Below are 22,990 nucleotides of genomic sequence, written 5' to 3'. Positions count from 1 at the left end.
CCAAAAGGCCTCCCGCCCGGCCCGCCATCAGGACACCGACATGCTCTCCTTGTTCCAGCGAAAACGGCCCCCGGTCGCTGCCGCGCCGTCGCCAGCCCCCGCCGTCGATCTCCCGAAAGGGTTGATGCGGCCGGAGTCGGCCGCATCGCTGCTGGCCACCCCGCGCCGGCAGAAGTTGTTGGAGCACATCTGGCAGCGCACCTCGCTCTCGCGCAAGCAGTTCGCCACCCTGTACCGCGCGCCACTGGAGCGCTACGCCGAGCTGGTCCAGGTCTTCCCGGCCTCCGAAGCACACCACCACGCATACCCCGGTGGCATGCTCGACCACGGCCTCGAAATCGTCGCCTACGCGCTCAAGCTGCGGCAGTCCCATCTGCTGCCCATCGGCGCCACCCCCGAGGACCAGGCCGCGCAGGCCGAAGCCTGGACTGCGGCCATCGCCTATGCCGCGCTGCTCCATGACATCGGCAAGGTGGCGGTCGATCTGCACGTCGAGCTGGCCGACGGCAGCACCTGGCACCCGTGGCACGGCCCACTGCGCCAGCCTTACCGCTTCCGCTACAACCCCGACCGCGAGTACCGGCTCCACAGCGCCGCGGCAGGCTTGCTCTACCGGCAACTGCTCGACCGCGACCTTCTGGACTGGCTCAGTGGCTATCCATCCTTGTGGGCGCCGTTGCTCTACGTCCTGGCCGGTCAATACGAGCACGCCGGGGTGCTGGGCGAACTGGTCGTGCAGGCCGACCGCGCCTCCGTCGCCCAGGAGCTGGGCGGCGATCCCGCGCGCGCCATGGCCGCACCCAAGCACTCGCTCCAACGCAAGCTGGTCAACGGGCTGCGCTACCTGCTCAAGGAAGAGCTGAAACTGAACCAACCCGAAGCCTCCGATGGCTGGCTCACGGACGATGCGCTATGGCTGGTGAGCAAGACCGTTTCCGACAAGCTCCGCGCGCACCTGCTGTCCCAGGGCGTCGATGGCATCCCTGCGAACAACACCGCGGTGTTCAACGTGCTCCAGGACCACGGCATATTGCACCCGACGCCCGACGGCAAGGCGATCTGGCGCGCGACCGTAACCAGTTCCACTGGCTGGTCCCACTCGTTCACCCTGCTGCGGCTGGCGCCTGCGCTGATTTGGGAGCCGGGCGAGCGGCCGGCGCCGTTCGCCGGGACGGTGGCGGTCGACATGACACCGGCCGACAAAGAGGCCGATGCTGCGGTGCGAACGCCGGCGGTCGCGGCAATGCCACCCGCCGAAGATCAGCCGCCCGCTCCGTGGACGGACGCCGACGGCGCCGCTGCCTCGGTTCACCCGTCCGCTGCCCAGGCCGTGCCCGATGTCATGGAAGACATGCTCGCGATGGTGGGAATGGGTGATTTGCCTGCCGCCCGGCAGGATGCAGAAGCCGTCTCGGTCGAAGCGCCTGCCGCAGTCCCCGAAATGCCTGCATCGTCCGTGGCCAAGCCACTGCCTCCATCACCAGCGCCTGCGCCTACGGCCGCGCAGCCATCCGGTGAGCACTTCATGGCATGGCTGCAACAGGGCGTCGCCTCGCGGCGGCTCATCATCAACGACGCGAAGGCGCTCGTACATACCGTGGGCGATACCGCCTACCTGGTGAGCCCCGGCGTATTCCAGCGATATGCGCAGGAGCACCCGCAGGTGGGTGCGCTGGCCAAGCAGGACAACCAGCAGGATTGGCAATGGGTGCAGAAGCGTTTCGAGCGGCTGCAACAGCACCGCAAACAGCCCAACGGCTTGAACATCTGGACCTGTGAAGTGACGGGGCCTCGCAAGTCTCGTCACTTGCACGGCTATTTGCTTCGTGAACCGCAATTCTTATTCGGCGAAATCCTGCCCAATAACCCTTATCTTTCCCTCAAGGATGACTCGTAGGTTCAAGTCGCGCGACTTTATTTGCCCGATGGCAGTTGCACTTTCATCATTCGATCCTGGAGGCGGATGACGTGTCGGGCAGCACGGACTCGGACGCCAACTGCAATCGCAAGTCGCGCTTTAACAGCTTGCCGGACGGGTTCTTGGGCAAGGCGTCCTGGAAGACGACGCGCTTGGGCGTCTTGTACCTCGCCAGCCCCTGCCTGCAGGCGGCCAGCACATCGTCCACGGTCAGGCGGCTGTCCGGCTTGCGGACGATCACCGCGACCACCTCTTCTACCCATTCCGGATGGGAAACGCCGACGACCGCGACCTCCGCAACACCGTCGATTCCGTAGAGGAATTCCTCCACCTCGCGGCTGGCGACGTTCTCGCCGCCAGTCTTGATCATGTCTTTCTTGCGGTCGACCACGTAGAGATAGCCTTCCTCATCCCGATAGCCCAGGTCGCCGCTATGGAACCAGCCCCCCTGGAAGGCTTCCGCTGTCCGCGCCGGGTCGCCGAAGTAGCCGGTCATGAGCTGCGGCGAGCGATGCACAATCTCGCCGATCTCGCCAACGGCCACATCTTTCATCGCATCGTCGACCAGACGGGTCTCGACGTTGATGACCGGGCGTCCGGCGGATCCGGCCTTGCGCAGCTGATCCTGCGGCTTGAGTACGGAAGCCATGGGAGCGATCTCGGTCTGCCCGTAGAGGTTCCACAGACGCAGGCCGGGAAGGCGCCGCTGCAGTTCCTTGAGTACTTCCACCGGCATGATCGAAGCCCCGTAGTAGCCCTTCGTCACCTGGGCGAAGGCGGCGCTGTCGAACTCCGGCGAACGCAGCAGCGCGATCCACACGGTCGGGGGGGCGAAGAACGAGGTAATGCCTTCCTTCCTGATTTTCGCCAGGATATTGACGGGCGTGGCCTGGCTGGTGATCACGCTGCTCGCTCCGGCGTGGACGGCCGGCCCGAAGAAGACGTCGAGTTGCGCACAGTGGAACAGCGGCAGCGCATGCAGCAGGCGATCGTCGGCCTGGACTTCGTTGTCCACGTTGCAGGTCACGTATTCCGCAATCACGGCCGCATGGGTCAGGACAGCTCCTTTCGGATGGGATTCGGTGCCGCTGGTGTAGATGATCTGCGCCGGCAGAGTGTCATCCAAGTCGCCATCGACAGGAGCATCTCCCTGCGCCAGCACGTCGTCGAACGTTCGGCATCGTGGCGGCGCCTGAAGCCCCGCCGCCTGCTCCGCGTTCGGGCACCACACCGCGGTGATGCCGGCCGCAGTGGCCGCTTCCAGCGCCACCGCCTGGCACTCGCTGTCGAAGTAGAGCGTCTTGGCCCCAGAGTTGCCCAGGATGAAACCGACCTCGCGCGCGGTGAGCATGAAATTGATCGGGACGAAGACCGCGCCCAGGCGCGCAGCGGCAAACCGTAGCGCCACGAACGCGTTGGAGTTGCGCGCCAGGATGGCCACGCGGTCGCCTGTGGCGATGCCCTGGGCAACCAGGCCGGAGGCCAGCCGGCTGCACAGTTCGTCGTACTCGCGGTACGTCCAGCTGGTGTCGCCGAACTTGACCGCGAGCTTGTCGGGGTAGCGCCGGGCGCTGCGCCGCAAGACGTCGCCCAGCGTGTGACGGCGTGCGCGGCGGATGGTGTCGTTCAGTAGGTCCATCGTTTACTCCCGCGCCGCGTGAACGGCTCAGTTGACACTCCGTGTCCTTCCTTCCCAGAACGGCTTGCGCAGCTCGGTCTTGAGCAGCTTCCCAGCGCCGGACATTGGCAGGGATTGGGCGATCTCCAGACTGCGAGGACACTTGTAGCCCGCTATCAGCGCACGGCAATGCGCATCCAGCTCCTCGAAGGTCAGCGATTCGCCTTCCCCGAGTGTCACGATGGCGTGGACCGATTCACCCCATTGTTCGCTGGGAATGCCGATCACCGCGCACGATCCGACGGCGGGGTGGCTGGCGATTGCGTTCTCGACCTCGTGGCAGTAGACGTTCTCCCCACCTGAAATGATCATGTCCTTGAGCCGGTCGACGATGAACACATAGCCTTGCTCGTCCATGTAGCCGACGTCGCCGGTGTGCATCCAGGCGTCGCGCAGCGTGGTCGCCGTGGCGGCAGGCTGGTTCAGATAGCCCTGCATGATGTTTGGACCGCGCACGACGATTTCGCCGATGCTGCCCCGCGCCGCCTCGCTGCCATCGGCCGCGTTGATGCGAACCAGGGTATGGCAGAAGCTGCGCCCCGCCGAACGCAGAAGACCAGGCTTCCTGCGTTGCGGATCATGCTGCTCCGGCGGCAGCACGGTGATGGTGCCACCCGTCTCCGTCATCCCGTAGATCTGATGGAACAACGCGCCGGGGAATGCTTTGAGGGCGCGGTCAATGAACGCCTCCGGCGCCGGTGAAGCTCCGTAGATCACGTTGCGGACCGAGCTTACGTCGGTGGACGCGAAGGACTTATGATCGATCAAGGCCTGCAGCATCGCCGGCACCAGCAGAATGTCGCTGATCCGGTGGCGCTCGATCAGCTCCAGCACCACTTCGGGGCGGTACTGCGCCAGAAAAACGTGTGTGCCGCCTCGCAAGGTCTGTCCGGCCGTATTGGTCAAATCGGCGAGATGGAACATTGGCGCCGCGTGCAGCGAAACCGCTTGCCCCGTATAGATGCCTTCGAGCATAGGCCCCATCGCCCCCGTCAGCACATTACTGTGCGACAGCAGGACACCCTTGGCCGGCCCTGTCGTTCCGCCGGTATAGAAAACGCCGAAGACGTCGTCGCCACCGCACCCGGCGTCGTCGACAGGGGCATGAGTGTCGATGAGCCGTTCCATGGCGAGGCATCCGACTGGGCACTCGCCATCACCGCAGAAGATAACAGCCTGCAGGTCGGTGCACGATTCCCTCAACGCATCCACGTAGCCGGCGAAGCTGTCGTCGACGAACAGGATCTGCGAGCGCGAATCCTTGAGCGCGTGCTCAATCTCGGCCTGGCTCCAGCGAAAGTTGACGGGGTTGACCACTCCGCCTGCCCAGGGAACGGCCAGGTAGTACTCCAGGTAGCGATCCGAGTTGAGGCCGAGCATCGCGATACGCACGCCGTGCTGCGCGCCGTTGGCCTTGAGCGCGGCGGCGAGTCGGGCGACGCGGCCCTCCAGCTCTCGCCAGGTCCGCGTGCGGCCGTTACAAATCGTCGCGACCCTATCCGGATAGACCTGAGCGGCACGCTGCAAGCCCTGGGTGAAACGCAGGGTGAAACCGCTGCGATCAATCATTGTTTGTCCGTCGTCCATTGCTTCATCCGATCCGCGCGATCACGCTCTTGGTTTCCAGGTAGTGGTCGAAGACATCTTCGCCGTTTTCGCGTCCCCACCCCGACTGCTTGAAGCCACCGAACGGCATGGCCGGATCGGGACTGAGCTGGGTGTTGATCCAAACCGTGCCGGCCTGCAGCTTGCGCGCCAGTTGGTGGGCCGCCGCGAGGTCGCGGGTATGCACGTGGGCGGCAAGCCCGTACTCGCTGTCGTTAGCCATCGCCGCGACCTCGTCCAGATCGTCGTAGGGGGTGGCGACCAGCACCGGACCGAAGAACTCGTCCCGGAAGCCGGGATTGGTCGTATCCTCCGTGACCAGAATCGTCGGCTCGATGTAGTAGCCCGCACGCTCCACCTTTCCACCGCCACTGAACACCGTGGCGCCGGCCTTCACGCTGGCCTCGACCTTGCCCAGCACCGAATCCAGTTGCGCCTGGCTGATCACAGGTCCCAGCAGCGTCGCTGGATCGAGCGGGTCGCCGACGGGGAATGCGGCCGCGACCTGGGCGACGCCTTCGAGGATCTGATCGAACTGCTTGCGTGGTGCGAACAGGCGCGTGCCGGCGAAGCAGATCTGTCCGGCGTGGACGAAGACCGACTGCGCCGCGCCGGGGATGGCGCTTTGCAGATCCGCGTCGGGGAGAATGATGGTCGGCGACTTGCCGCCCAGCTCCAGGGTGACGCGCTTGAGGTCCCTGGCGACGCTGGCCAGGATCTGCTTGCCGACACGCGTGGACCCGGTGAACGAGAGCTTGGCCACGCCCGGGTGATCGACGATGGCCTGGCCGGTATTGCCGTCGCCCAGCACCACGTTGAACACGCCCGGAGGAAACCCGGCCCGATCAGCCAGTTCGGCCAGCCGCAAGGCCGAGAACGGCGTATTCTGCGCCGGCTTGAGTACCACCGTGCAGCCCGCCGCCAGGGCCGGCGCCAGTTTCCAAACCGCCAGCACCAGAGGGTAGTTCCAAGGAACGATCAAACCGACCACGCCCACCGGCTGACGCAGGGTGTAGGCGTGGTAGTTGGGGCCGTGGATGGCGGGCACCTGGACCTTCCCAGCCAGTTTGCTCGGCCATCCGGCGTAATAGCGCAGCCATGCAACCGCATAGGGGACATCAATGGTGCTGGAGAAGGCGATCGGCTTGCCGCCATCGAGGCTCTCCAACTGCGCCGTGCCGGCCGCGTCGGCTTCCAGCAGGTCGGCGAAGCGATGCAACAGGCGCTCGCGCGCGGCCGGCGTCATGTCGCGCCAGGCCGGATCGTCTAACGCGGCCTGGGCGGCCTTCACCGCGCGGTCGACCTCGCCCGGGCCGCTGCGCGGGATGTCGGCGAACACCCCGCCCGTGGCGGGGTTGCGCACCTCGATACGATCCGCATCGGGTGTTTCGACGAACTCACCAGCGATGTAGTTGGCGGCCGGAGGCAGCACTACGTCTCCAATCCTGCGGTTTTCCAGATTCATGAACGTGCCCTTCTCAAGTATTGTTTTCGACAGACCGGCCCCTGCCGAGGGTCATCCGGTGATGTCCCGCCCGAAGATGCGCCGGGCCACCACCCAGCGCTGTACCTCGTTGGCACCCTCGTAGATCTCCCCGATCTTGGCGTCGCGGTAGATCGATTCCAGCGGGAAGTCCGCGCCTGTTCCGCGCAGCGTGCGCACGAAGCCGTAGGCCCCGCAGGACTGAATCGCGTCGCGGGCCACCTCCACCGCCAGTTCCGAACCGGCGACCTTGGCCATTGCCGCCTCGGTCTCCGCCTGCCCGCTGCGGTCGTACAGCAGGGCCGCCTTCTGGTAGAGGCTGCGGGCGTTTTCCAGGCCCATCGCGTGATCGGCGAAACGGAACTGCCAGTGCTGGAAGGCGCCGACCGGCTGACCGAATACCTTGCGCCGGCCGATGTAGTCGGTGGCGAAATCGAATGCGGCCTGCGCCATGGCCACACCGATGGCACCAATACCCATGCGCCCAAGCATCAGCGCGCCCAGGGCCGCGCGCAGGCCGCCATCGACCTGGCCGATGACGTGGTCGTCGGGGACGAACACGTCATCGAAGGTGACGTCGGCGGTCAGTTGCGCGTGGTTGCCCATCTTCAGGTCCGGGTCGCCAACCGAGACGCCGTCGGCGTGCATGTCCGCGAAGAAGAACGTCTGCCGCTCACCGGTGCGGCACAGCACGGCGATGTAGTCTGCGGCCACCGAGTTGGTGATCCAGCGCTTCTTGCCATCGATGCGCCAGCCGCCGTCACTTCTTGTCGCCACTGTCTGCATGTTGGCCGGTGACAGGTCGGTGCTGGCTTCCGGCTCGCTGGTGGCGAAACTGCCGACGAACTCGCCGCGCACCAGCTTGGGCAGATAGCGCTGGCGCAGTGCCGCACCGGCGCGATCGAGTGTCTGCCCGACCAGGATTGCCTGGCCGTCATACAGTGCCGAAGCCAGGCCACGCGAGTAGTAGCCCAGTTCTTCCAGCACCGTAACCGTGGCCAGCGTGGGGAACTCTAGCCCCCTTCCGCCGACATCGGCGGCGAACGGGATGGCATACAGCCCCGCTCGGGCCATCGCGTCGAACAGGTCGCGCGGGAAGCTATCGCGCGATTCCGGCGTGGTGTTGAGCCGATGAGCTGCCGGCCCGACGACGTCGTCGGCGAACTGCCTGATTTCCCGGCGTAGGGCCCGCGTCTCGTCGGGTAGCAGTACGTCGTTGAACAGATTGTCCGCACGACGCGGAATAGGGTTGGTCATGTTGTGATCCTGTACAGCCTCTGGGGCACTGTCGGTTGGGAGAGATCAGAATCGATATTCGAGCCCGGTATGGACGATCAGCGGATCGAGATCGATCTTGACGGCGGCCGGCGGGCCGCCAAGCGCGGGCAGCGTTCCTCGTGCCTTGGTGCTAACGAACAACTTGCGCACGTCGAAAAAGAATGACCAGCGATCTTTCAGCGGGACGCTGAAGCCGGCCTGCAGAACGCCACCCCAAGCGTCATCGACATCTAGCCCTCGCACGTCGCCATCCTTCGAGCTGAAGACATGCACGTAGGTGACGCCTGCGCCGAGGTAGGGGACGATGCGACCGTTCGGATTGAACTTGTACACAGCACTGAGCACGGCCGGACCGTAGCGCACCTCGCCGAGTTTGCCGGAGAGTGGAGGCACCATCGCATCGAGGGAGCCGGCGGTGGTCAGCTTGGCCTTGGGAGGAACACCGAAGGCAAAGCGCACAGTCCATCGATCGGTGAGGTCGTAACCTAGATCGAGACCGAGTGAGTAGTTGGTGTTCACGTCGATCTCGCCACCCGGTATGGTCTGACCTGCAACCTTTGCCTTGGTCGACTCGTCCCAGAACACGCCGACCGGGCCGGCGCGCAGCGTCCAAGGACTCTCCTGCGCGGACACCTTCCCGGCCAATGCCAGTCCAAGCAGGACAAACCAGGTGATGATCCATGAAGCATTTCTTTGTCTTGTTCTGAGCAGCAAGCAAGGCAAGCTATCGTTCATGTCAGGTCTCTCTTATTAGGTATCGACTTGAAAACGGCGAGGCAAAACGTCGCCCAGTTAGCACGGTCTCCACGCGCCACTGCTTTCATCATTACGGCGAAATGCTGGGGTGACCCCATCCCTAAGTCTGGTGCTCACGTATTGCGCCGCAGCAGCAGAGGTTCAACCCACGAACGCAGCGCGATACAGCAGGTAGACACCCGCTAACGCCAATCCGCCATGCAACGCGGCCAGCGTCAGCGGTGCTCGTCCAGGGAAGAGGGTTCGGAAGAAGATCAGTCCGCCTGACAAGGCAGCGGCCAGCAGGCCAAGGGCCCACCAGGCCGACGCAGGCGTGGCGTCTTCGGCGTGCAGGTTGGCGATGAACAGCACGATCAGGGCCAGGAGACCAAGCAGTCCGTGCGCCGTGCCGAACCAGGCTGGGAAACGGATCTTCAATGCAACCAGCAGTGCCAGGGACACACCGCCACAGGCACCTGCGGCGAACAACACGAAGGCCCATTGCATCAGGCTCATTTTTATTCTCCATTCGCGTGGCTAGAGGCCGCGGCCGCCTTGGGCGACCGTGGTGTCATTGCTGCAATCCCCTCGCGAGGATGATTTTCTGAATGTCCGAGGTGCCCTCATAGATCTGGCAGACGCGGGCGTCGCGCCAGATCCTTTCCACTGGAAAGTCCTCGACGTAGCCGTAGCCGCCGAAGGTCTGCAGCGCCGCCGAACACACCTGTTCGGCCGTCTCCGACGCCACCAGCTTGGCCATGCAGGCCTGCTGAAGCGCAGGCGTACCGGCGTCCTTCAGGCGTGCGGCCGACAGCACCAACTGCCTCGCCGCTTCCAGGCGCGCGCGCGCATCGGCGAGCCGGAAGGCCACCGCCTGATGCGCAAATAGCGATTTGCCGAAACTACTGCGTTCCTGGGCGTAGATGATCGCCGCGTCCAGGGCCGCCTGGGCCATGCCGACGCTCTGTGCCGCGATACCGATCCGCCCAGCCTCCAGGCTGGACAGCGCGATCCTGTAGCCTTCGCCTTCCTCGCCAATCAGCGCCAGGACCGGCAGGCGCATTCCATCGAAGCTCAGGCTGCAGGTGTCGCTAGCCTTCTGGCCCGCCTTCTGCTCGATCTTGCTGACGTGGTAACCGGGCGTATCGGTGGGCACCAGGAACGCACTGATCCCCTGCTTGCCCCTTGGGGGATCGGTGACGGCGAACACGACGGCGTAGGCGCCGATCTTGCCGCTGGTGATGAATTGCTTCTCCCCGTCGATGACGTAGTGCGCGCCGTCGCGCCGCGCACGCGTGCGGATCGCCGCGGCATCCGAACCGGCGTGGCTCTCGGTCAGGGCGAAGGCGCCGATGAACTCGCCGCGCGCAGCCGGCTTGAGGACATCTTCTTTCTGCGCTGGCGAGCCATAGCGTTCCAGGATGGCGCAGAAGGGCGCGTTGTGGACGCTCATCATCGTCGACACCGCACCGTCGCCCTCGGCCACGGCCATCAGCGCCAGCGCATAGCCGACGTAGTCGGCGCCGGCGCCGTCGTAGTCGGGTGAGACAGTCATGCCGAGCAGGCCGAGTTCGGCCAGTCCCTGGATGACCTCGGGTTCGATCGCTTTCTCGTGTTCTCGCCGAGCGGCGCCCGGTGCCAGCACTTCACGCGAGAAGCGCCGCACCGTCTCGTAGATCATCGCGTGCTGTTCTTCCATGACTTGCTCACACCGCGGTGTAGCCGCCATCGACGTCGAACTCGGCGCCGGTGACGTTGCGGGAAAGATCCGAGACCAGGAACAACACCGTACCGGCGACGTCTTCGGGCTCGGTCAAGCGGCCGTTGGGCATCAGTCCGCGCACGAAGGCCGCCGCCTCCTCAGCAGAGCCGGTCAGACCTTCCTGCAGCAGTTCCTTCAGGCCATTGGCCAGCAACGGGGTATTGCCCGGACCGGGATGCACCGAATTGACGCGGACGTTGCTGCCGGTGCGGGCGAACTCGGCCGCCACCGACTTGGTCAGCACGGTGATCGCGCCCTTGGTCGCCGAATAGGCGGACTGGGCCACCGCCGCGACCTGACCGAACACCGAGGAGATATTCACCACCGAGGCACCACCGCTGGCCCTGGCCGCGGCTTCCAGCAACGGATAGGCAGTCTGCGTGCCGATCCAGATGCTCTCCACGTTGATCGCGTGCAGGGTGCGCAGCTCCGCTACGCTGGTGCGCAGGAACGGCTTGGTCAGCATGCGCCCGGCGTTGTTGACCAGGCCGTCCAGGCGGCCGTCGGCCTGCTCGCCGACCTGCGCGACGACGCGCTGCCAGTCCTGTTCGGAGGTGACGTCATGCGCGAAGCTCCAGGCCTGGCTGCCGTGTTCCGTGCACAGACGGGCGGTCTGCGCCGCGCCCTCGCCATCGAGATCGGTGGCGACCACCCGTGCCCCGGCCTGGGCCAGCAGCACGCTGGTGCAGCGGCCGAAGCCGCCAGCGGCGCCGGTCACCAGCACGACCTTGTCTTTCAGTTTCAGTACGCTCATGGCTCAACTACCTGTAGAGGGATTGAAGGAAACTCAGCGACCGGTAAACACCGGTTCGCGCCGTTGCAGAAAGGCCGTCACGCCTTCTCTGAAATCCGCGCTGCGTGTGGCCCGCTTGAACGCGTCGCGCTCGGCCTCCAGATGGGCATTCAGCGGCGTGTGCGCGGCTTGCGCCACCAGCCGCTTGTAGGCGCCGAGCGCGCGGGTGGGCCGCTGCGCCAGCCGGGTGGCCCAGGCGTTCGTCTCCTCGTCCAGTTGCGACGGCGCGACGACCTTGTTGACCAGTCCCGCCTGCAGCGCGCGGGCGGCGTCCCACGCCTGGCCCAGCAGCATCAGCTCGGCGGCATTGCGTACGCCGATCTTGCGCGGCAGGAACCAGGTGCCGCCGCAGTCCGGCGGCGCCCCGACCCGGTCGTAGGCCATCAGGAACCGGCTGTCCTCGGTGGCGACCACCAGGTCGCAGCCGGCCAGCAGGCTCAAGCCCGCGCCGGCCACCGCGCCGCGCACGCTGGCCAGCACCGGCGCGTCGTGGTTGGCCAGCGTCTCAATTGCCGGGTGCAGGGCATCGAGCAGTTGGTCGATCACTTCGGTCGCCGTCTCGAAGTCGTCGGCGAAGCGCGCAACATCGCCCCCGGCGACGAACGCCTTGCCGGCGCCCGCCAGCACGATGCAGCGCACGTCGTCGCGCTGTCCCAGCGGTACGATCGCGTCGCGGATCGCCCGTGCCATCGGCACGTCAATGGCATTGAGCACCTCGGGACGATTGAGGACCACCTTCGCGATGCCGGTGGATGCGTCCACTTCCAGTTCGACCAGGGCCATCGCGATCACCCGTGAAAGCGCAGGCCGCTAGCCGCCGCCTCGACCAGCTTGGCCGGCGGCGTGAACCGCGGTCCTAGTTCACCGGCCAGTTGCTGCAGCCGCTCCACGACACGGGCGCTGCCGATGTCGTCGATCGCCGAGGCCGGCCCACCCAGATAGGAAGGAAAGGCCCAGCCGAGAATCGCGCCCAGATCGATCTCACTGGCATCCTCGGCCACGCCGTCGGCCCAGCAGCGCGCGGCCTCCAGCAGCTGCGCGTACAGAAGCCGCTCGCGGATCGCCTCCTGCGACGGCTGCGCCGTTTCCGGCAGCGGCTTGGCCAGGCCCGAGATGTGCGCGAGTTCCAGGTGCTTGGGCTCGCCGGCCGGATAGGCGTAGAAGCCCGCCCCCTTCTTGCGGCCGAAGCGCTTGGCCTCAACCAGCGCGTCAATGATCGCGTTCACGCGCTGGTGGCGGTCGTCGGCCCAGTCGCCCTGTTCGCGGCCGCGGAAGAAGTGGGCGATGTGGTGCAACACGTCCACGCCGACCTCGTCGGCCAGCGCCAGCGGCCCGACCGGCATGCCGAGCGCCACGCCGGCGTTCTCCACCCTGACCGGATCGGCGCCATCAGCGACCAGGCGGATGCCCTCGCGTATGTAGGCGTCCACGCAGCGGGTGGTGTAGAAGCCGTAGCCATCACGCACCACAATAGGGGTCTTGCGGATCTGGCGGATGTAGTCCAAGGCGCGCGCCAGGGTCTCATCCGTGGTGGCCTTGCCGACGATTACCTCGACCAGCGCCATCCGCGGCACCGGCGAAAAGTAGTGCAGGCCGATGAAGTTCGCCGGACGTATGCTGTACCTGGCCAGGTCGTCGATGGGCAGTGCCGAGGTATTGCTGGCGAAGATCGCTTTCTCGCCCATCGCGGCCTCGGCCGCCTTGATCACCTGGGCCTTGATCTGCTCGTCCTCGACCACCGCCTCGATCACCAGATCGCAGCCGGCGAATTGCGCATAGTCACCGGCAGCGACGATGCGCTGCAGCGCCTGTTCGCGCACCTCGGCGGCCAGGCGCCCCTTGTCCACTTCGCCCTGCAGGGCCTTGGCGATCCCGTCGCGGCTGGCCTGGGCGATCTCCTGCGTGCGGTCGAGCAGCACGACGTCGATCCCCGCCAGCGCCGACACCTGGGCGATCCCCGCGCCCATGAAGCCCGAGCCCAGGATGCCCAGTTTGCCAACCTTGCTCGGTGCAACCTCCGCCGGCCGCCGTGCCAGCTTGTCGGCGGCCTGCCTGGCGAAGAACATCGTACGAATCAGGTTCTGCGCGGGACGTCCGCGCACCAGCGTGACGAACAGCTTCTGCTCCAGCCGCAAGGCCTTGTCGATCGGCAACTTGCTGCCCTCGTAGACCGTGCGCAGGATGGTCAGCGGCGCCGGGTAATTGCCGCGCGAGGCGGCCTGCACGCTGGCGTTGGCGGCGGCCAGCGCCGCCGCGTTCGACGGCGTGTAGGCGTCGCCTCCCGGCAAGCGGTAGCCTTTCTTGTCCCAGGGCGCCACCGGATCGACCTTGCCGGCGGCTAGCGCGGCACGCGCGGCGTCGAGCAGTTTGCCTGGATCCACCACCTCGTGAAGCAGGCCGGCCTTCAGCGCCGCCTGCGCGTCCAGGTCACGGCCCTGGGTCAGCAGTGGCAGACTGGTAGCGATGCCGGCCAGCCGCGGCAGGCGCTGGGTGCCCCCGGCGCCGGGCAGCAGCCCGAGCTTGACTTCCGGCAGCCCGAAGCGGGCAGTCGGTACCGCGACGCGGTAATGGGTGGCCAGCAGCAGCTCCAGGCCACCCCCCAGCGCCAGGCCCGGCGCGGCGCCCACGACCGGCTTGCCAGCCGTCTCGATGAGGCGGAACAGGTTGCCGTAGACGGCGATCCCCTCCAGCGCCGCGTTTTCGTCGAGATCGGCGAAGCCCGCCATCTGCGCCAGATCCGCGCCGGCGATGAAGCTGGATTTGCCGCTGGTGATGACGATCCCATCCACACCCGCGTCCGCCACGACAGCGTCGAAGGCCTGGCGCAGTTGCTGGGCGAAAGCCGGCGTCAGCACGTTCATGCTGCGCCCGGGCATGTCGATGGTCAGTACGGCGATACGGTCGGAAATCTCGGTCTTGATCATGGTGAGGTTCTGCAAATCCTGGCCAAAGGTGTCGGTGGTCATGGCGGTCACACCCGTTCGATGATGGTGGCGACGCCCATGCCGGCGCCGATGCACAGGGTCGCCAGCGCCGTGCTGCCGCCGGTGCGCTCCAGTTCGTCCAGCGCGGTGCCCAGGATCATGGCGCCGGTGGCGCCCAGCGGATGACCCATCGCGATCGCGCCGCCGTTGACGTTGACCTTCTCCGGATCGATGCCCAGCGCATCGATGAAGCGCAGGGGCACGGCGGCGAAGGCTTCGTTGATCTCGTACAGGTCGATGTCGCCGGGTTTCATGCCTGCCCGCTTGAGCGCCTTCTCGGCGGCGAAGGACGGGGCGGTCAGCATGATGGTGGGTTCCGAGCCGATCTCGGCGAAGGCGCGGATGCGTGCACGCGGCTTCAGCCCCGCGGCGTCGCCTGCCTCCCGGCTGCCCAGCAGCACGGCGCAGGCGCCATCGACGATCGCCGACGAATTGCCGGCATGGTGTCGGTGGTCGATCCGCTCGACCTCCGGGTAACGCGCCACAGCCAGCGCGTCGAAGCCGCCCTTGGCTCCCAGGTCGGCGAAGGACGGCTTGAGCCCGCCCAGCGATTGAGTGCTGCTGTCCGGCCGGATGACTTCGTCATGGTCCAGCAGCAATCCTCCCAGCACGTCGTATACCGGGATAACGGAACGGCTGAAGCGTCCTTCCTTCCAGGCACGCGCGGCCCGCTGGTGGCTGCGCACCGCGAACCGGTCGAGCGCTTCGCGGCTGTAGTGCCACTTGCTCGCCATCAGGTCGGCACTGATCCCCTGTGGGATGAAGTGCGTCAGCGCCGCGATCAGCGGATCGACGCTCCAGGCGCCGCCGTCGGAGAGGATGGGCACGCGCGACATTGATTCGCAGCCGCCGGCCACGACGAAATCGGCCGAACCCGCGGCGATCTTGCCGCTGGCCAGGTTAACCGCCTCCAGGCCTGAGCCGCAGAAGCGGTTGATCTGCACGCCGGCAGTTTCCTGGGCATAGCCGGCCGCCAGCGCCGCCACCCGTGGCAGACACTGCCCCTGCTCACCCACCGGGCTGACGACGCCGAAGATCACGTCGTCCACCCGGCTGGTGTCGAGTGCGTTTCGGTCGCGCAGGCTGGCCAGGACCGTCTGCGCCAAGTGCACGGCGGTGGCTTCGTGCAGCGCGCCGTCGGGTTTGCCGCGGCCGCGCGGCGTACGGACATGATCGTAGAGATAGGCTGTCGTCATCGGTCTTCCATCTTCTGGTCGCAAGAGGCCGCCTTGCGGCAGCCGTGAATTGAGGGATAGGTGCGTTGTTTCATCGGGCGACTGGCCGCGGCGCGTCAGCTGCCGGAAGGCTCGAACTTGTCCGCATGGATGCGCGTGGCGTCCACGCCCAGCGCGAGCAGCCGCTTTTCCACCGCCACCACCATCGGCAGGGCGCCGCACACGAATGCGCTGAGCTGGCGATAGTCCACTGCGAGAGCTTCTCCGAGCGGTTCGGTCACCAGTCCGCGATGACCGGCCCAGGGGCTGTCGGCCGGTTCGTGGGACAGCACCGGGATGATCCGCACCCGGCCTGGGCCCGCGACGTCGCGAAGCCATTCCAGCTTGTCCATGGCGAACAGGTCAGACCCCGTGCGCACCCCGAATACGATAGTCACGCGGTGGTCCGGATAGCGCCTGAGCCGGTCTTCGGCGATCGACAGGATCGGCGCGATCCCGGTGCCACCGGCGACGCACAGGGCATCGCGCGGCATGTCGTCCAGGCCCATTTGCCCGAACGGCGACTCCACCCAGATCCGCACGCCGCGCCGATCCTGAGCGGCCAGCCATTCGGAGAAGCGGCCGCCCGGCAGGCACTTGATCAGGAAACCGACCTCCTGCGTGCCGTCGGGGCCGGGAGGCGGGTCGTAGAACGAGAAGGAGCGACGCACGAACGAGCCGGAGACTGCCAGCGCGGCATACTGGCCCGCCTCGAAGACCAGTGGTCGTTCCAGCTCGATCCTCAGGTCGACGACGTCTCCGGGCAGGCGTTTCCAGCCGGAGATGGTGCCGGGGATGGACTGCGGCAACACGACCTCGTGCTCGATCAGTTCCACGTCGACAGTCAGGTCGCTGCGCACCTTGGCCTGGCAGGCCAGGATGTAGCCGTCGCGCAGTTCCTCGTTGGTCAAAGGCGAAAGCGCGAAATCCACCAGCGGACTGATCCTGCCGGATACCAGCCTGGTCTTGCAGCGTCCGCAGGTGCCGACCCGGCAGCTGTGCGGATAGTTGATGCCTTGTTCCAGCGCTGACAGCAGCAGCAAGTCGCCGCGATCGACGCCGAAGCCGTCCTGGCCGTTGCTGAGCGTGATCTGGCAGCGCCGCGCGCTGACGGCGGCGCCGGCTGGCGCCGCCACGGTTTGGTTGGACATGCGAAGTCTCCTGACGAAGGGGCGTGGCTTGTTCAGATCACCGCCGCATAGCGACGGTGCGCCGTACCCGGGTCTTCATTCAGGTCTTCCCAGCCCGCGCGGATGTTTTCCGCCTCGGCAATCTCGCGCTCCTGCGGGCTGGCGTAGCGGCGGTCCCAGTCGTGCAGCAGCGGCCGGACCATCCCGAACCACAGCGGCGGCACGAAGGACAGCAGCAAGCAGATCAGGAACTGCGGCTGCTTGGGGCCGTCACGGTCCGGCACCAGCTCGTAGAAGGGCTTGTAGCCGTCCTGGTGATGCCCGGCGTGGTTGGTGATTTCCAGCGCCAGGATGCGCACGAAGGGCGTCAGGTGATTCCAGGTCTGGTGATTCTCGAAGCGCCCCGGCTTGCCGGTGACCAGTCCGTAGTGCTGGCAATAGTTGAAGATCTCCAGGAAGGTGCGTGGCCCAAGCAGGCACACCGCCACGCTCGCCAATGCACCCTGCCAGCCGCCGATGGCCCACAGCACCGCGACGAAGGCCACCAGCAGGCCGGCCCGCCAGACCCAGGCGTTGCGCGGGTCCCACCATTGCCGGTCGCGCTTGGTCCACATCTGCTTCTCCAGGTGGTAGGACTCGACGATCTGGCCACGGAATGTACGAAAAAGATGGCCATACAGGTCGTCGCCGCGGCGCGCGTAGTCGGGATCGGTCGGCGTCACCGTATGCACGTGATGGGTCACGACGTGGGTGATCTCCCGCCAGGGGTCGAAGATCATTACCATGCCCATCCGGCCGAACCAGCGCAGGAAGGAATTCTCGCGATGGAACAGCTCGTGCAACGCAGGTGTCGCCAGCACGAACTGCGAGAACAGCATGGTCACGAAGGCGCCGACGTGCTGGGACGTGGTGCTGAAATGCCCGGTCCCGACCAGTCGCGCATAGAGCAGGATGAGGCCGAAGGCCAGCGTCAGCTGGACGCAGACAATGGTGTCGTAGAGCCAGGGATAGCGCGTATCCCGAAGCGAGTGGTCTGGCTTGAGGAACGCGTCGAAGAACAGGATGCCAAACAGCACGCCGGTTCCCAGCCAGACGTAGTTGCCGCCGGCCCAGAGTCCGTAGCCCGATACGAGGAGCAGGAGCGGATTCAAGCTGTATTTCAGGTAATCGAACATGGCAGTCTCCAGCAGATTCGCCAGTCAACGCCGGCTTGGGGAAATCATCTGCGTTTTCAGGAGACCGAGGCCCAACCGTTAGTTTGGGTTGGACCATGCTGCACGGCACTACAGTCTGGAAACCGACAAGCCACGCTCACGCTGGAGATTTACATGCCACTCGACCTTTCGCAGCTGCGACTGCCCCTCATCGTTTCGCCAATGTTCCTGGTGTCTGGACCCGAACTCGTAATTGCTGCATCACGCAATGGCGTGATCGGCTCGTTTCCGGCACTGAACGAACGTACCTCCCAAGGCTATGAGCAGTGGCTGAAGACCATCACCGAGGGATTGCGCGAGGGCCCGTTGCCGGGCAATTCGCAGGTGGCGCCTTTCGCGGTCAATCTCATCGTGCACGGCAGCAATCGCCGGCTGGAGGCCGACCTGGAATTGACCTTGCGCTATCGGGTGCCGGTAGTCATCACCTCGCTCGGTGCAGTGCGGGACGTGGTGCTGAAGATCCAGGACCAGGGCGGTGTGGTGCTGCATGATGTGATCAGTGTGCGCCATGCCGAGAAGGCGCTGGAAGCCGGCGTGGATGGCCTGATCGCGGTCTCGGCCGGTGCCGGCGGCCACGGCGGCACCCTCAACCCCTTCGCCTTCGTCTCGGAACTACGCCAGCTCACCGACAAGCTGATCGTGCTGGCAGGGGCGGTCAGCACCGGTGGTCATATCGCCGCTGCGATTGCCGCCGGCGCCGACCTGGCTGGTGCGGGAACGCGCTTCATCGCGACACGGGAAAGCCTGGCCAGTGCAGCCTACAAGCAGATGGTGCAGCAGGCGAGCGCGAAGGACGTGATCTATACGCCCAAGATTTCCGGCGTCCCGGCCAACTTCCTGAAACCAAGCCTGCACGACAACGGCATCGACCTGGCGGACCTGGAGCCGCATGGCGAGATCGACGTCGCCACGGAGCTGGATCACAAGAGCAAGGCGTGGAAGGACATCTGGTCGGCAGGCCAGGGGGTCGGCGCGATCAAGGACGCGCCGCCAACTGCGACCTTGATCGCCCGCATGGAAACCGAGTTCGAGGCGGCCATCCAGCGCCTCCAGCAACACGCCAATCCCGATCCCTGGCACGCTCGTCTTTCTCGCCTTGGCTTGAAAGACCAGTAGCCCGGTCGGCCACCGTCACCATTGCAACAGATTCAAGGATCGCGCCCGCGCCAACGCCGAGGCGCGATTCTTGACACCGAGCTTGGCGTAAAGGTTGTAGAGGTGCCACTTCACCGTCGCCACCGACAGCGTCAGACGATCCGCAATTTCCTGGTTGGACAGCCCAGCCTCGATCAGGGCTAAGAGTTCGAGTTCGCGCGTGGTCGGCGTCTCGCCCAGGCTATGCGCTCCGTCCAGCTCCTGCATCTGGTCCAGGATCGGATTGCCGACTTTCAGCCCGGAGCAGATCTCGATGAAGAAGCGACGCTCCTCCTCCGACACGAAGGGCCAGTCCTTCAGTCGTGTGTTGTTGACCAGCCCCGCGATCAGGTCGCGCCGGTCTCGGAACGGGCGCAGATGCCTGCGACGCGATGCCAGGGAGATGGCGCGCGTCAGGTACCTGGCGGCCGGCGCGGTATTGTGGGTCGTGCATTGGCTCAGGAAGGCCTCGTCAAGAGCCAACTCGACCAAGCGTTCTGTTCGCCCTTCGGCGCGTGCACGCACCGATTCTTCATTGATCGCCTTGCTGGCTGTCTTGAGCCTTCCTGCGGCGACAAGCAGTTCGAGTTGCGTGGCCTGGACCAGATCGCGAAACGCGGCGCCATGCTCGGCCTGCGCCTTCGCGCAGAGCTCAGCGTCGAACTCGATATCAATGCCGAGCGCACAGGCTTCCTGCCGCGCCTCCTCCAGCCTTCCGAGCTGGATGTACCGGCGCGCGATGAAACACGACAGCATCAGGCTCAGGCGAGGTGGATAGGCGGCCGCGATACGACGCAGCGAGGCTAGCGACAGCGACTCGGTGTCCTGGCCTGGCCACAGTTTTACGGCGGCGTCCAGGCCATGGGCCGCTGTATCCAGAATCCCGTGGGTGGTAATTTGATGCGCACCACGGCTCAACAAATCACGCGCCTCATCGCGCAGATCCATCTCAACCGCGGCCCGCGCCGCTAGCAATGCCATGCTTCCGACGATGGCGGCGTGGTCGCCCAACTCACGCTTCGCACTTGACATTGCATCGACCAGGCCACCGTAAGCAGACAAATAGTCGCCTTCCCGCAGCAGAACCAATGCGTTAACCGCGGCGACCCAGCCGTGCCCGTAGGCACTGTCCGATTGTCCGATGCTGGCCGAGGCCGCCCGTACCATTCGCCTGGCTTCCGTTAGGTGGCAAACGCTGACGCTGGCGATTGCAGCCCCACTCGCGACCGTAGCGATGTCGAATGGGGAGTCGGCAAACGCGCCACCTTCCAGGTCGCTCATCTTCAGCCATTGATCGGCGCGCTGATAGGCCTCTTGAAGTCGATCCGTATAGACGGCCAAGGCGATGCGGATGATCTCGATCCGCCGCGCGACCAGGGCGACTTTCCTGGTATGCCCCTGTTCGGCGTCCCTGGCCTGATCCACGCGCTCGGCCAGGCGGTCCACTTCTTCACGGGCCTGTCCGTAGCGCCGCCGAAAAACCAGCGCCCACACGTACCAGTAGTCGGCCTCCCAGCCGCCGTGTTCGCCAACGGCGTGCAGTTGGCTAATCCAGTCCAGGTAGCGGCGCAAATAGCCTAGGTCCCGCACGAAGACCGGCGCGGTGCGCTCCAGGATCTCCGCGGCTATTCGGTTGGAGCCAGCAGACAGCGCATAGTCGATGGCGTCCGCACATCTCACCTCGCGCTCGCAACACAGGGCGGCTCGCTCCAGCACGGCCTTGCGGTGATCCTCGGACATCTCGCGGGCCGCCTGCGCACGCAGGAACTCGCGGAAGAGATTGTGCAGTCGATAGCGCTGCTCCCCATCGACGGGAATGAGGAACACGTTGTGCGTCCACAGGTAGCGCAGATGGCCTTCCGCCTGTGCGTCCCCGGTCGCTTCCGTGGCCAGTGCGACGTCGAAGTCGCGAAGCAGGGACAGCGCAAGCAGGAAGCTTCTCAGCGCAGGATCGAACTCGTTGAGGACCTGCGTATTGAGCAGCGTGGCGATGTCCTGATCCAGGCTGGAGAAGTCGGCCAGCGTCTTCTCGGGATCACGGGAGGACGACAGCAGAATCTGCATGAGCCTGACGGCGGCGGGCCAGCCTTCGGTACGACGCATGATCGCCTGGAGCGATTCGGGCCTCAGCCGTTGGCACACCTCGGAACCGAGGACATCCCGCACCGCCTCGTCGTCGAAACTCAAATCCGCCGTGCCGTACTGGGTCAGTTGTCCTTCCAGCTTGCAGCGAACCAGATCGATGGGGAGCGCCCCGGTACTCGAACACACCACCCAGATCCACGGCGGTGTGTGGAAAACGAGCTGTTCCAGCAAGTCGCCCACCGCAGGATCGTGACAATAGTTGAGGTTGTCGATGAACAACATCAGGGGCGACCGCCACGCCTGCAGCCGGTCGATTACTCTGCGAATGCGCTCGCTGTCGGGCTCGCCCCCCTGGTGCATGGCGGCCGTCGCCTCCGACGCGGGTCTGCGCCTGCCTCCTTCCGGCATTTCGAATTTCGCCTGCAGGCCATCGAGCAGCCGATCCAAGGTGATATCGCGCTCGTCAAGGCAGAACCACCAGGAGGCCTGATCCCACCGCGCGCGATCCTGGTAGAGCGTGCTGAGCAGCACGGTCTTGCCGTACCCTATTGGCGCCACGACGGCGGTGAGCTTGGCGGGCGGCACGCGATCCGTCTGCAGTGCACGTGAGACAGCTGTCGGCACGATACGGAACGAAAAGAGCGGAGGCTGCGATTGGAGGCCCTGGTCGAAAGACCCGTCGGCCCAATTTCTTGAGCGTGAATCCGCCGCTAGTGACCGCGTCTCCTTCCAGGGAGCCGAAGGCTGAACCGTGCCCGGGCCCATGGCCGCAGGCAGGCTTGGCCGCCTATCGGGCGCCCCAGTCGGGCCGGCGACCATCGGTAGGTCAGGATAGGCGTGTATGCGTAACTCTTGTAATTGTAATTTGCTCATCACAGTCTCCACGTGCAGCCTGGGGCTGTCATTGGCTGGATGCAGACCGTCGGCTGTCTGGCTCGGCTCGTCGATCCCAGATTCGCATTAGACCCCAAACCATCGTATGGACACCCATACTTTAGTTCAGGCCCTGGATGCTGCAGCGCGGTAGGCTGGGGGTCGTTCTTCCCACCCTTTCCGATCCTTCACCCGACGCGACGCCGACTAGCCCCTCCATGACATTTGACTTTGACGACCTGATGTGTGCCCTGTTGCCCAATGCCGACGGCCGCGGCCGCGTCAACCCTGGCGAGGGATGGCGTCAGGGCCGCACCCTCTACGGGGGCTTGACCGCCGCGATTGCCGTGCGCAGCGCCGAAGCCGCTGGCGTGTCGCCGCATCCATTGCGCTCCGCACAATTCGCCTTCACCGGCGTCGCCGGTGAATCGGTCGAGAGTTGCGTACAACCGCTCGCATCGGGCCGATCCAGCGATTTCGTCCAGGTGCTGTGCAGCTCGGATGACAGGATCGTGCTAACCGCCTTGCTCTGCTTCGGCGCCCATCGCGACACCGCCAGCACGTATTCATCCATTCCCGAGCATGCGCGCGAGGTTCCGGCCCCCGTTGACTGCCCTGCATACTTCAACCGGCCCGAGGTGCCCCATTTCACCCGCCAGTTTGAGGCACGTCTGGCTCAAGGCGCCCAGCTCGCATCGGGCGCGCAGCGGCCGGACCTCTCGCTATGGCTGCGCCATCGGTCGGCGGATGCGGCCGACACCGCTAGCAGCATCATCGCGCTGGCCGATGCCCTGCCACCGGCTACGATGCTGACGGAGTCGGCCCTGATCCGCGTCAGCAGCATGACTTGGCACGTCGACATCCTGTGCGAGACCTTCCGCGGCGCGGGATGGCACCTAGCCCGTTCCGTGGCCGAGCATACCGGAGCCGGGTACAGCAGCCAGGACATGTCCATGTGGTCCGAGGACGGCAGCCCCGTGCTCCGAGCACGGCAGACCATCGCGGTCTATCCGTAGTCCGCCTGCTTACCTCCGCGTGGTGGAACGCGGTCTATACCTCGCAGACCTTCGCGACCAAGTTCAACACCGCCGCCCGCAGCACCAC

Annotated in this window: 17 protein-coding genes; 3 read left to right on the top strand and 14 right to left on the bottom strand. The window is 65.6% G+C overall.

What is annotated here, in order from left to right; translation table 11 throughout:
- The first annotated feature begins 40 nt into the window (after window positions 1-40).
- Complete coding sequence (mobH, locus tag ACEU5R_RS13805) at window positions 41-1,897, top strand: MobH family relaxase (protein ID WP_392410564.1); 1,857 nt, start codon at window positions 41-43, stop codon at window positions 1,895-1,897.
- 46 nt (window positions 1,898-1,943) lie between these two features.
- On the opposite strand, the gene ACEU5R_RS13800 is transcribed toward mobH, so the two are convergent.
- The 13 genes from ACEU5R_RS13800 to ACEU5R_RS13740 form a co-directional block, all read right to left on the bottom strand.
- The gene (locus ACEU5R_RS13800; protein ID WP_392410563.1) at window positions 1,944-3,557 is read right to left on the bottom strand and encodes a fatty acyl-CoA synthetase; all 1,614 of its coding nucleotides are present in this window, start codon (window positions 3,555-3,557) and stop codon (window positions 1,944-1,946) included.
- A gap of 27 nt (window positions 3,558-3,584) precedes the next feature.
- Window positions 3,585-5,183: a long-chain fatty acid--CoA ligase gene (locus ACEU5R_RS13795; protein ID WP_392410562.1), complete on the bottom strand. Its 1,599-nt coding sequence runs from the start codon at window positions 5,181-5,183 to the stop codon at window positions 3,585-3,587.
- Window positions 5,184-5,187: 4 nt separating this feature from the next.
- Window positions 5,188-6,666: an aldehyde dehydrogenase family protein gene (locus ACEU5R_RS13790; protein ID WP_392410561.1), complete on the bottom strand. Its 1,479-nt coding sequence runs from the start codon at window positions 6,664-6,666 to the stop codon at window positions 5,188-5,190.
- A gap of 51 nt (window positions 6,667-6,717) precedes the next feature.
- On the bottom strand, window positions 6,718-7,941 hold the full coding sequence (locus ACEU5R_RS13785) for an acyl-CoA dehydrogenase family protein (protein ID WP_392410560.1): 1,224 nt from the start codon (window positions 7,939-7,941) through the stop codon (window positions 6,718-6,720).
- Between the two features lie 45 nt (window positions 7,942-7,986).
- Window positions 7,987-8,697 (bottom strand): OmpW family protein, encoded by a 711-nt coding sequence (locus tag ACEU5R_RS13780; RefSeq protein WP_392410559.1) that lies wholly within the window; start codon window positions 8,695-8,697, stop codon window positions 7,987-7,989.
- A gap of 162 nt (window positions 8,698-8,859) precedes the next feature.
- Window positions 8,860-9,213 (bottom strand): hypothetical protein, encoded by a 354-nt coding sequence (locus ACEU5R_RS13775; RefSeq protein ID WP_392410558.1) that lies wholly within the window; start codon window positions 9,211-9,213, stop codon window positions 8,860-8,862.
- A 55-nt stretch (window positions 9,214-9,268) separates the two neighbouring features.
- Window positions 9,269-10,396 (bottom strand): acyl-CoA dehydrogenase family protein, encoded by a 1,128-nt coding sequence (locus ACEU5R_RS13770; RefSeq protein ID WP_392410557.1) that lies wholly within the window; start codon window positions 10,394-10,396, stop codon window positions 9,269-9,271.
- 7 nt (window positions 10,397-10,403) lie between these two features.
- Complete coding sequence (locus ACEU5R_RS13765) at window positions 10,404-11,213, bottom strand: SDR family NAD(P)-dependent oxidoreductase (protein ID WP_392410556.1); 810 nt, start codon at window positions 11,211-11,213, stop codon at window positions 10,404-10,406.
- 33 nt (window positions 11,214-11,246) lie between these two features.
- Window positions 11,247-12,035 (bottom strand): enoyl-CoA hydratase/isomerase family protein, encoded by a 789-nt coding sequence (locus ACEU5R_RS13760; RefSeq protein WP_392410555.1) that lies wholly within the window; start codon window positions 12,033-12,035, stop codon window positions 11,247-11,249.
- 5 nt (window positions 12,036-12,040) lie between these two features.
- The gene (locus ACEU5R_RS13755; RefSeq protein ID WP_392410554.1) at window positions 12,041-14,218 is read right to left on the bottom strand and encodes a 3-hydroxyacyl-CoA dehydrogenase NAD-binding domain-containing protein; all 2,178 of its coding nucleotides are present in this window, start codon (window positions 14,216-14,218) and stop codon (window positions 12,041-12,043) included.
- Between the two features lie 5 nt (window positions 14,219-14,223).
- Complete coding sequence (locus ACEU5R_RS13750; protein WP_392410553.1) at window positions 14,224-15,432, bottom strand: acetyl-CoA C-acetyltransferase; 1,209 nt, start codon at window positions 15,430-15,432, stop codon at window positions 14,224-14,226.
- A gap of 95 nt (window positions 15,433-15,527) precedes the next feature.
- Window positions 15,528-16,601 (bottom strand): 2Fe-2S iron-sulfur cluster-binding protein, encoded by a 1,074-nt coding sequence (locus ACEU5R_RS13745; RefSeq protein WP_392410552.1) that lies wholly within the window; start codon window positions 16,599-16,601, stop codon window positions 15,528-15,530.
- A gap of 32 nt (window positions 16,602-16,633) precedes the next feature.
- Window positions 16,634-17,755, bottom strand: coding sequence for a fatty acid desaturase (locus tag ACEU5R_RS13740; RefSeq protein ID WP_392410551.1), 1,122 nt, complete (start codon window positions 17,753-17,755; stop codon window positions 16,634-16,636).
- A gap of 153 nt (window positions 17,756-17,908) precedes the next feature.
- Here ACEU5R_RS13740 and ACEU5R_RS13735 point away from each other — a divergent pair, with 153 nt between their 5' ends.
- Window positions 17,909-18,910: an NAD(P)H-dependent flavin oxidoreductase gene (locus ACEU5R_RS13735; protein ID WP_392410550.1), complete on the top strand. Its 1,002-nt coding sequence runs from the start codon at window positions 17,909-17,911 to the stop codon at window positions 18,908-18,910.
- Between the two features lie 15 nt (window positions 18,911-18,925).
- Here ACEU5R_RS13735 and ACEU5R_RS13730 read toward each other — a convergent pair whose 3' ends face one another.
- Window positions 18,926-21,598 carry a LuxR C-terminal-related transcriptional regulator gene (locus ACEU5R_RS13730; protein ID WP_392410549.1) on the bottom strand — a complete coding sequence of 891 codons (2,673 nt, stop codon included), beginning with the start codon at window positions 21,596-21,598 and terminating at the stop codon, window positions 18,926-18,928.
- Between the two features lie 506 nt (window positions 21,599-22,104).
- Here ACEU5R_RS13730 and ACEU5R_RS13725 point away from each other — a divergent pair.
- On the top strand, window positions 22,105-22,902 hold the full coding sequence (locus ACEU5R_RS13725) for a thioesterase family protein (RefSeq protein WP_392410548.1): 798 nt from the start codon (window positions 22,105-22,107) through the stop codon (window positions 22,900-22,902).
- Window positions 22,903-22,990: the final 88 nt, after the last annotated feature.

Source organism: Achromobacter sp. 413638, assembly GCF_043119405.1.
Taxonomy (GTDB): domain Bacteria; phylum Pseudomonadota; class Gammaproteobacteria; order Burkholderiales; family Burkholderiaceae_B; genus Achromobacter.
Note: the sequence above shows the minus strand (reverse complement) of the source record. Positions and strands in the feature narration are given on the sequence as shown.

Bases quoted from the DNA above. Each gene is read 5' to 3' on its own strand.
- ACEU5R_RS13785 (WP_392410560.1), bottom strand. From the start codon at position 7,941: ATGACCAACCCTATTCCGCGTCGTGCGGACAATCTGTTCAACGACGTA.
- ACEU5R_RS13795 (WP_392410562.1), bottom strand. From the start codon at position 5,183: ATGGACGACGGACAAACAATGATTGATCGCAGCGGTTTCACCCTGCGT.
- ACEU5R_RS13780 (WP_392410559.1), bottom strand. From the start codon at position 8,697: ATGAACGATAGCTTGCCTTGCTTGCTGCTCAGAACAAGACAAAGAAAT.
- mobH (WP_392410564.1), top strand. From the start codon at position 41: ATGCTCTCCTTGTTCCAGCGAAAACGGCCCCCGGTCGCTGCCGCGCCG.
- ACEU5R_RS13765 (WP_392410556.1), bottom strand. From the start codon at position 11,213: ATGAGCGTACTGAAACTGAAAGACAAGGTCGTGCTGGTGACCGGCGCC.
- ACEU5R_RS13800 (WP_392410563.1), bottom strand. From the start codon at position 3,557: ATGGACCTACTGAACGACACCATCCGCCGCGCACGCCGTCACACGCTG.
- ACEU5R_RS13770 (WP_392410557.1), bottom strand. From the start codon at position 10,396: ATGGAAGAACAGCACGCGATGATCTACGAGACGGTGCGGCGCTTCTCG.
- ACEU5R_RS13735 (WP_392410550.1), top strand. From the start codon at position 17,909: ATGCCACTCGACCTTTCGCAGCTGCGACTGCCCCTCATCGTTTCGCCA.
- ACEU5R_RS13725 (WP_392410548.1), top strand. From the start codon at position 22,105: ATGACATTTGACTTTGACGACCTGATGTGTGCCCTGTTGCCCAATGCC.
- ACEU5R_RS13745 (WP_392410552.1), bottom strand. From the start codon at position 16,601: ATGTCCAACCAAACCGTGGCGGCGCCAGCCGGCGCCGCCGTCAGCGCG.
- ACEU5R_RS13750 (WP_392410553.1), bottom strand. From the start codon at position 15,432: ATGACGACAGCCTATCTCTACGATCATGTCCGTACGCCGCGCGGCCGC.
- ACEU5R_RS13740 (WP_392410551.1), bottom strand. From the start codon at position 17,755: ATGTTCGATTACCTGAAATACAGCTTGAATCCGCTCCTGCTCCTCGTA.
- ACEU5R_RS13760 (WP_392410555.1), bottom strand. From the start codon at position 12,035: ATGGCCCTGGTCGAACTGGAAGTGGACGCATCCACCGGCATCGCGAAG.
- ACEU5R_RS13790 (WP_392410561.1), bottom strand. From the start codon at position 6,666: ATGAATCTGGAAAACCGCAGGATTGGAGACGTAGTGCTGCCTCCGGCC.
- ACEU5R_RS13755 (WP_392410554.1), bottom strand. From the start codon at position 14,218: ATGACCACCGACACCTTTGGCCAGGATTTGCAGAACCTCACCATGATC.
- ACEU5R_RS13775 (WP_392410558.1), bottom strand. From the start codon at position 9,213: ATGAGCCTGATGCAATGGGCCTTCGTGTTGTTCGCCGCAGGTGCCTGT.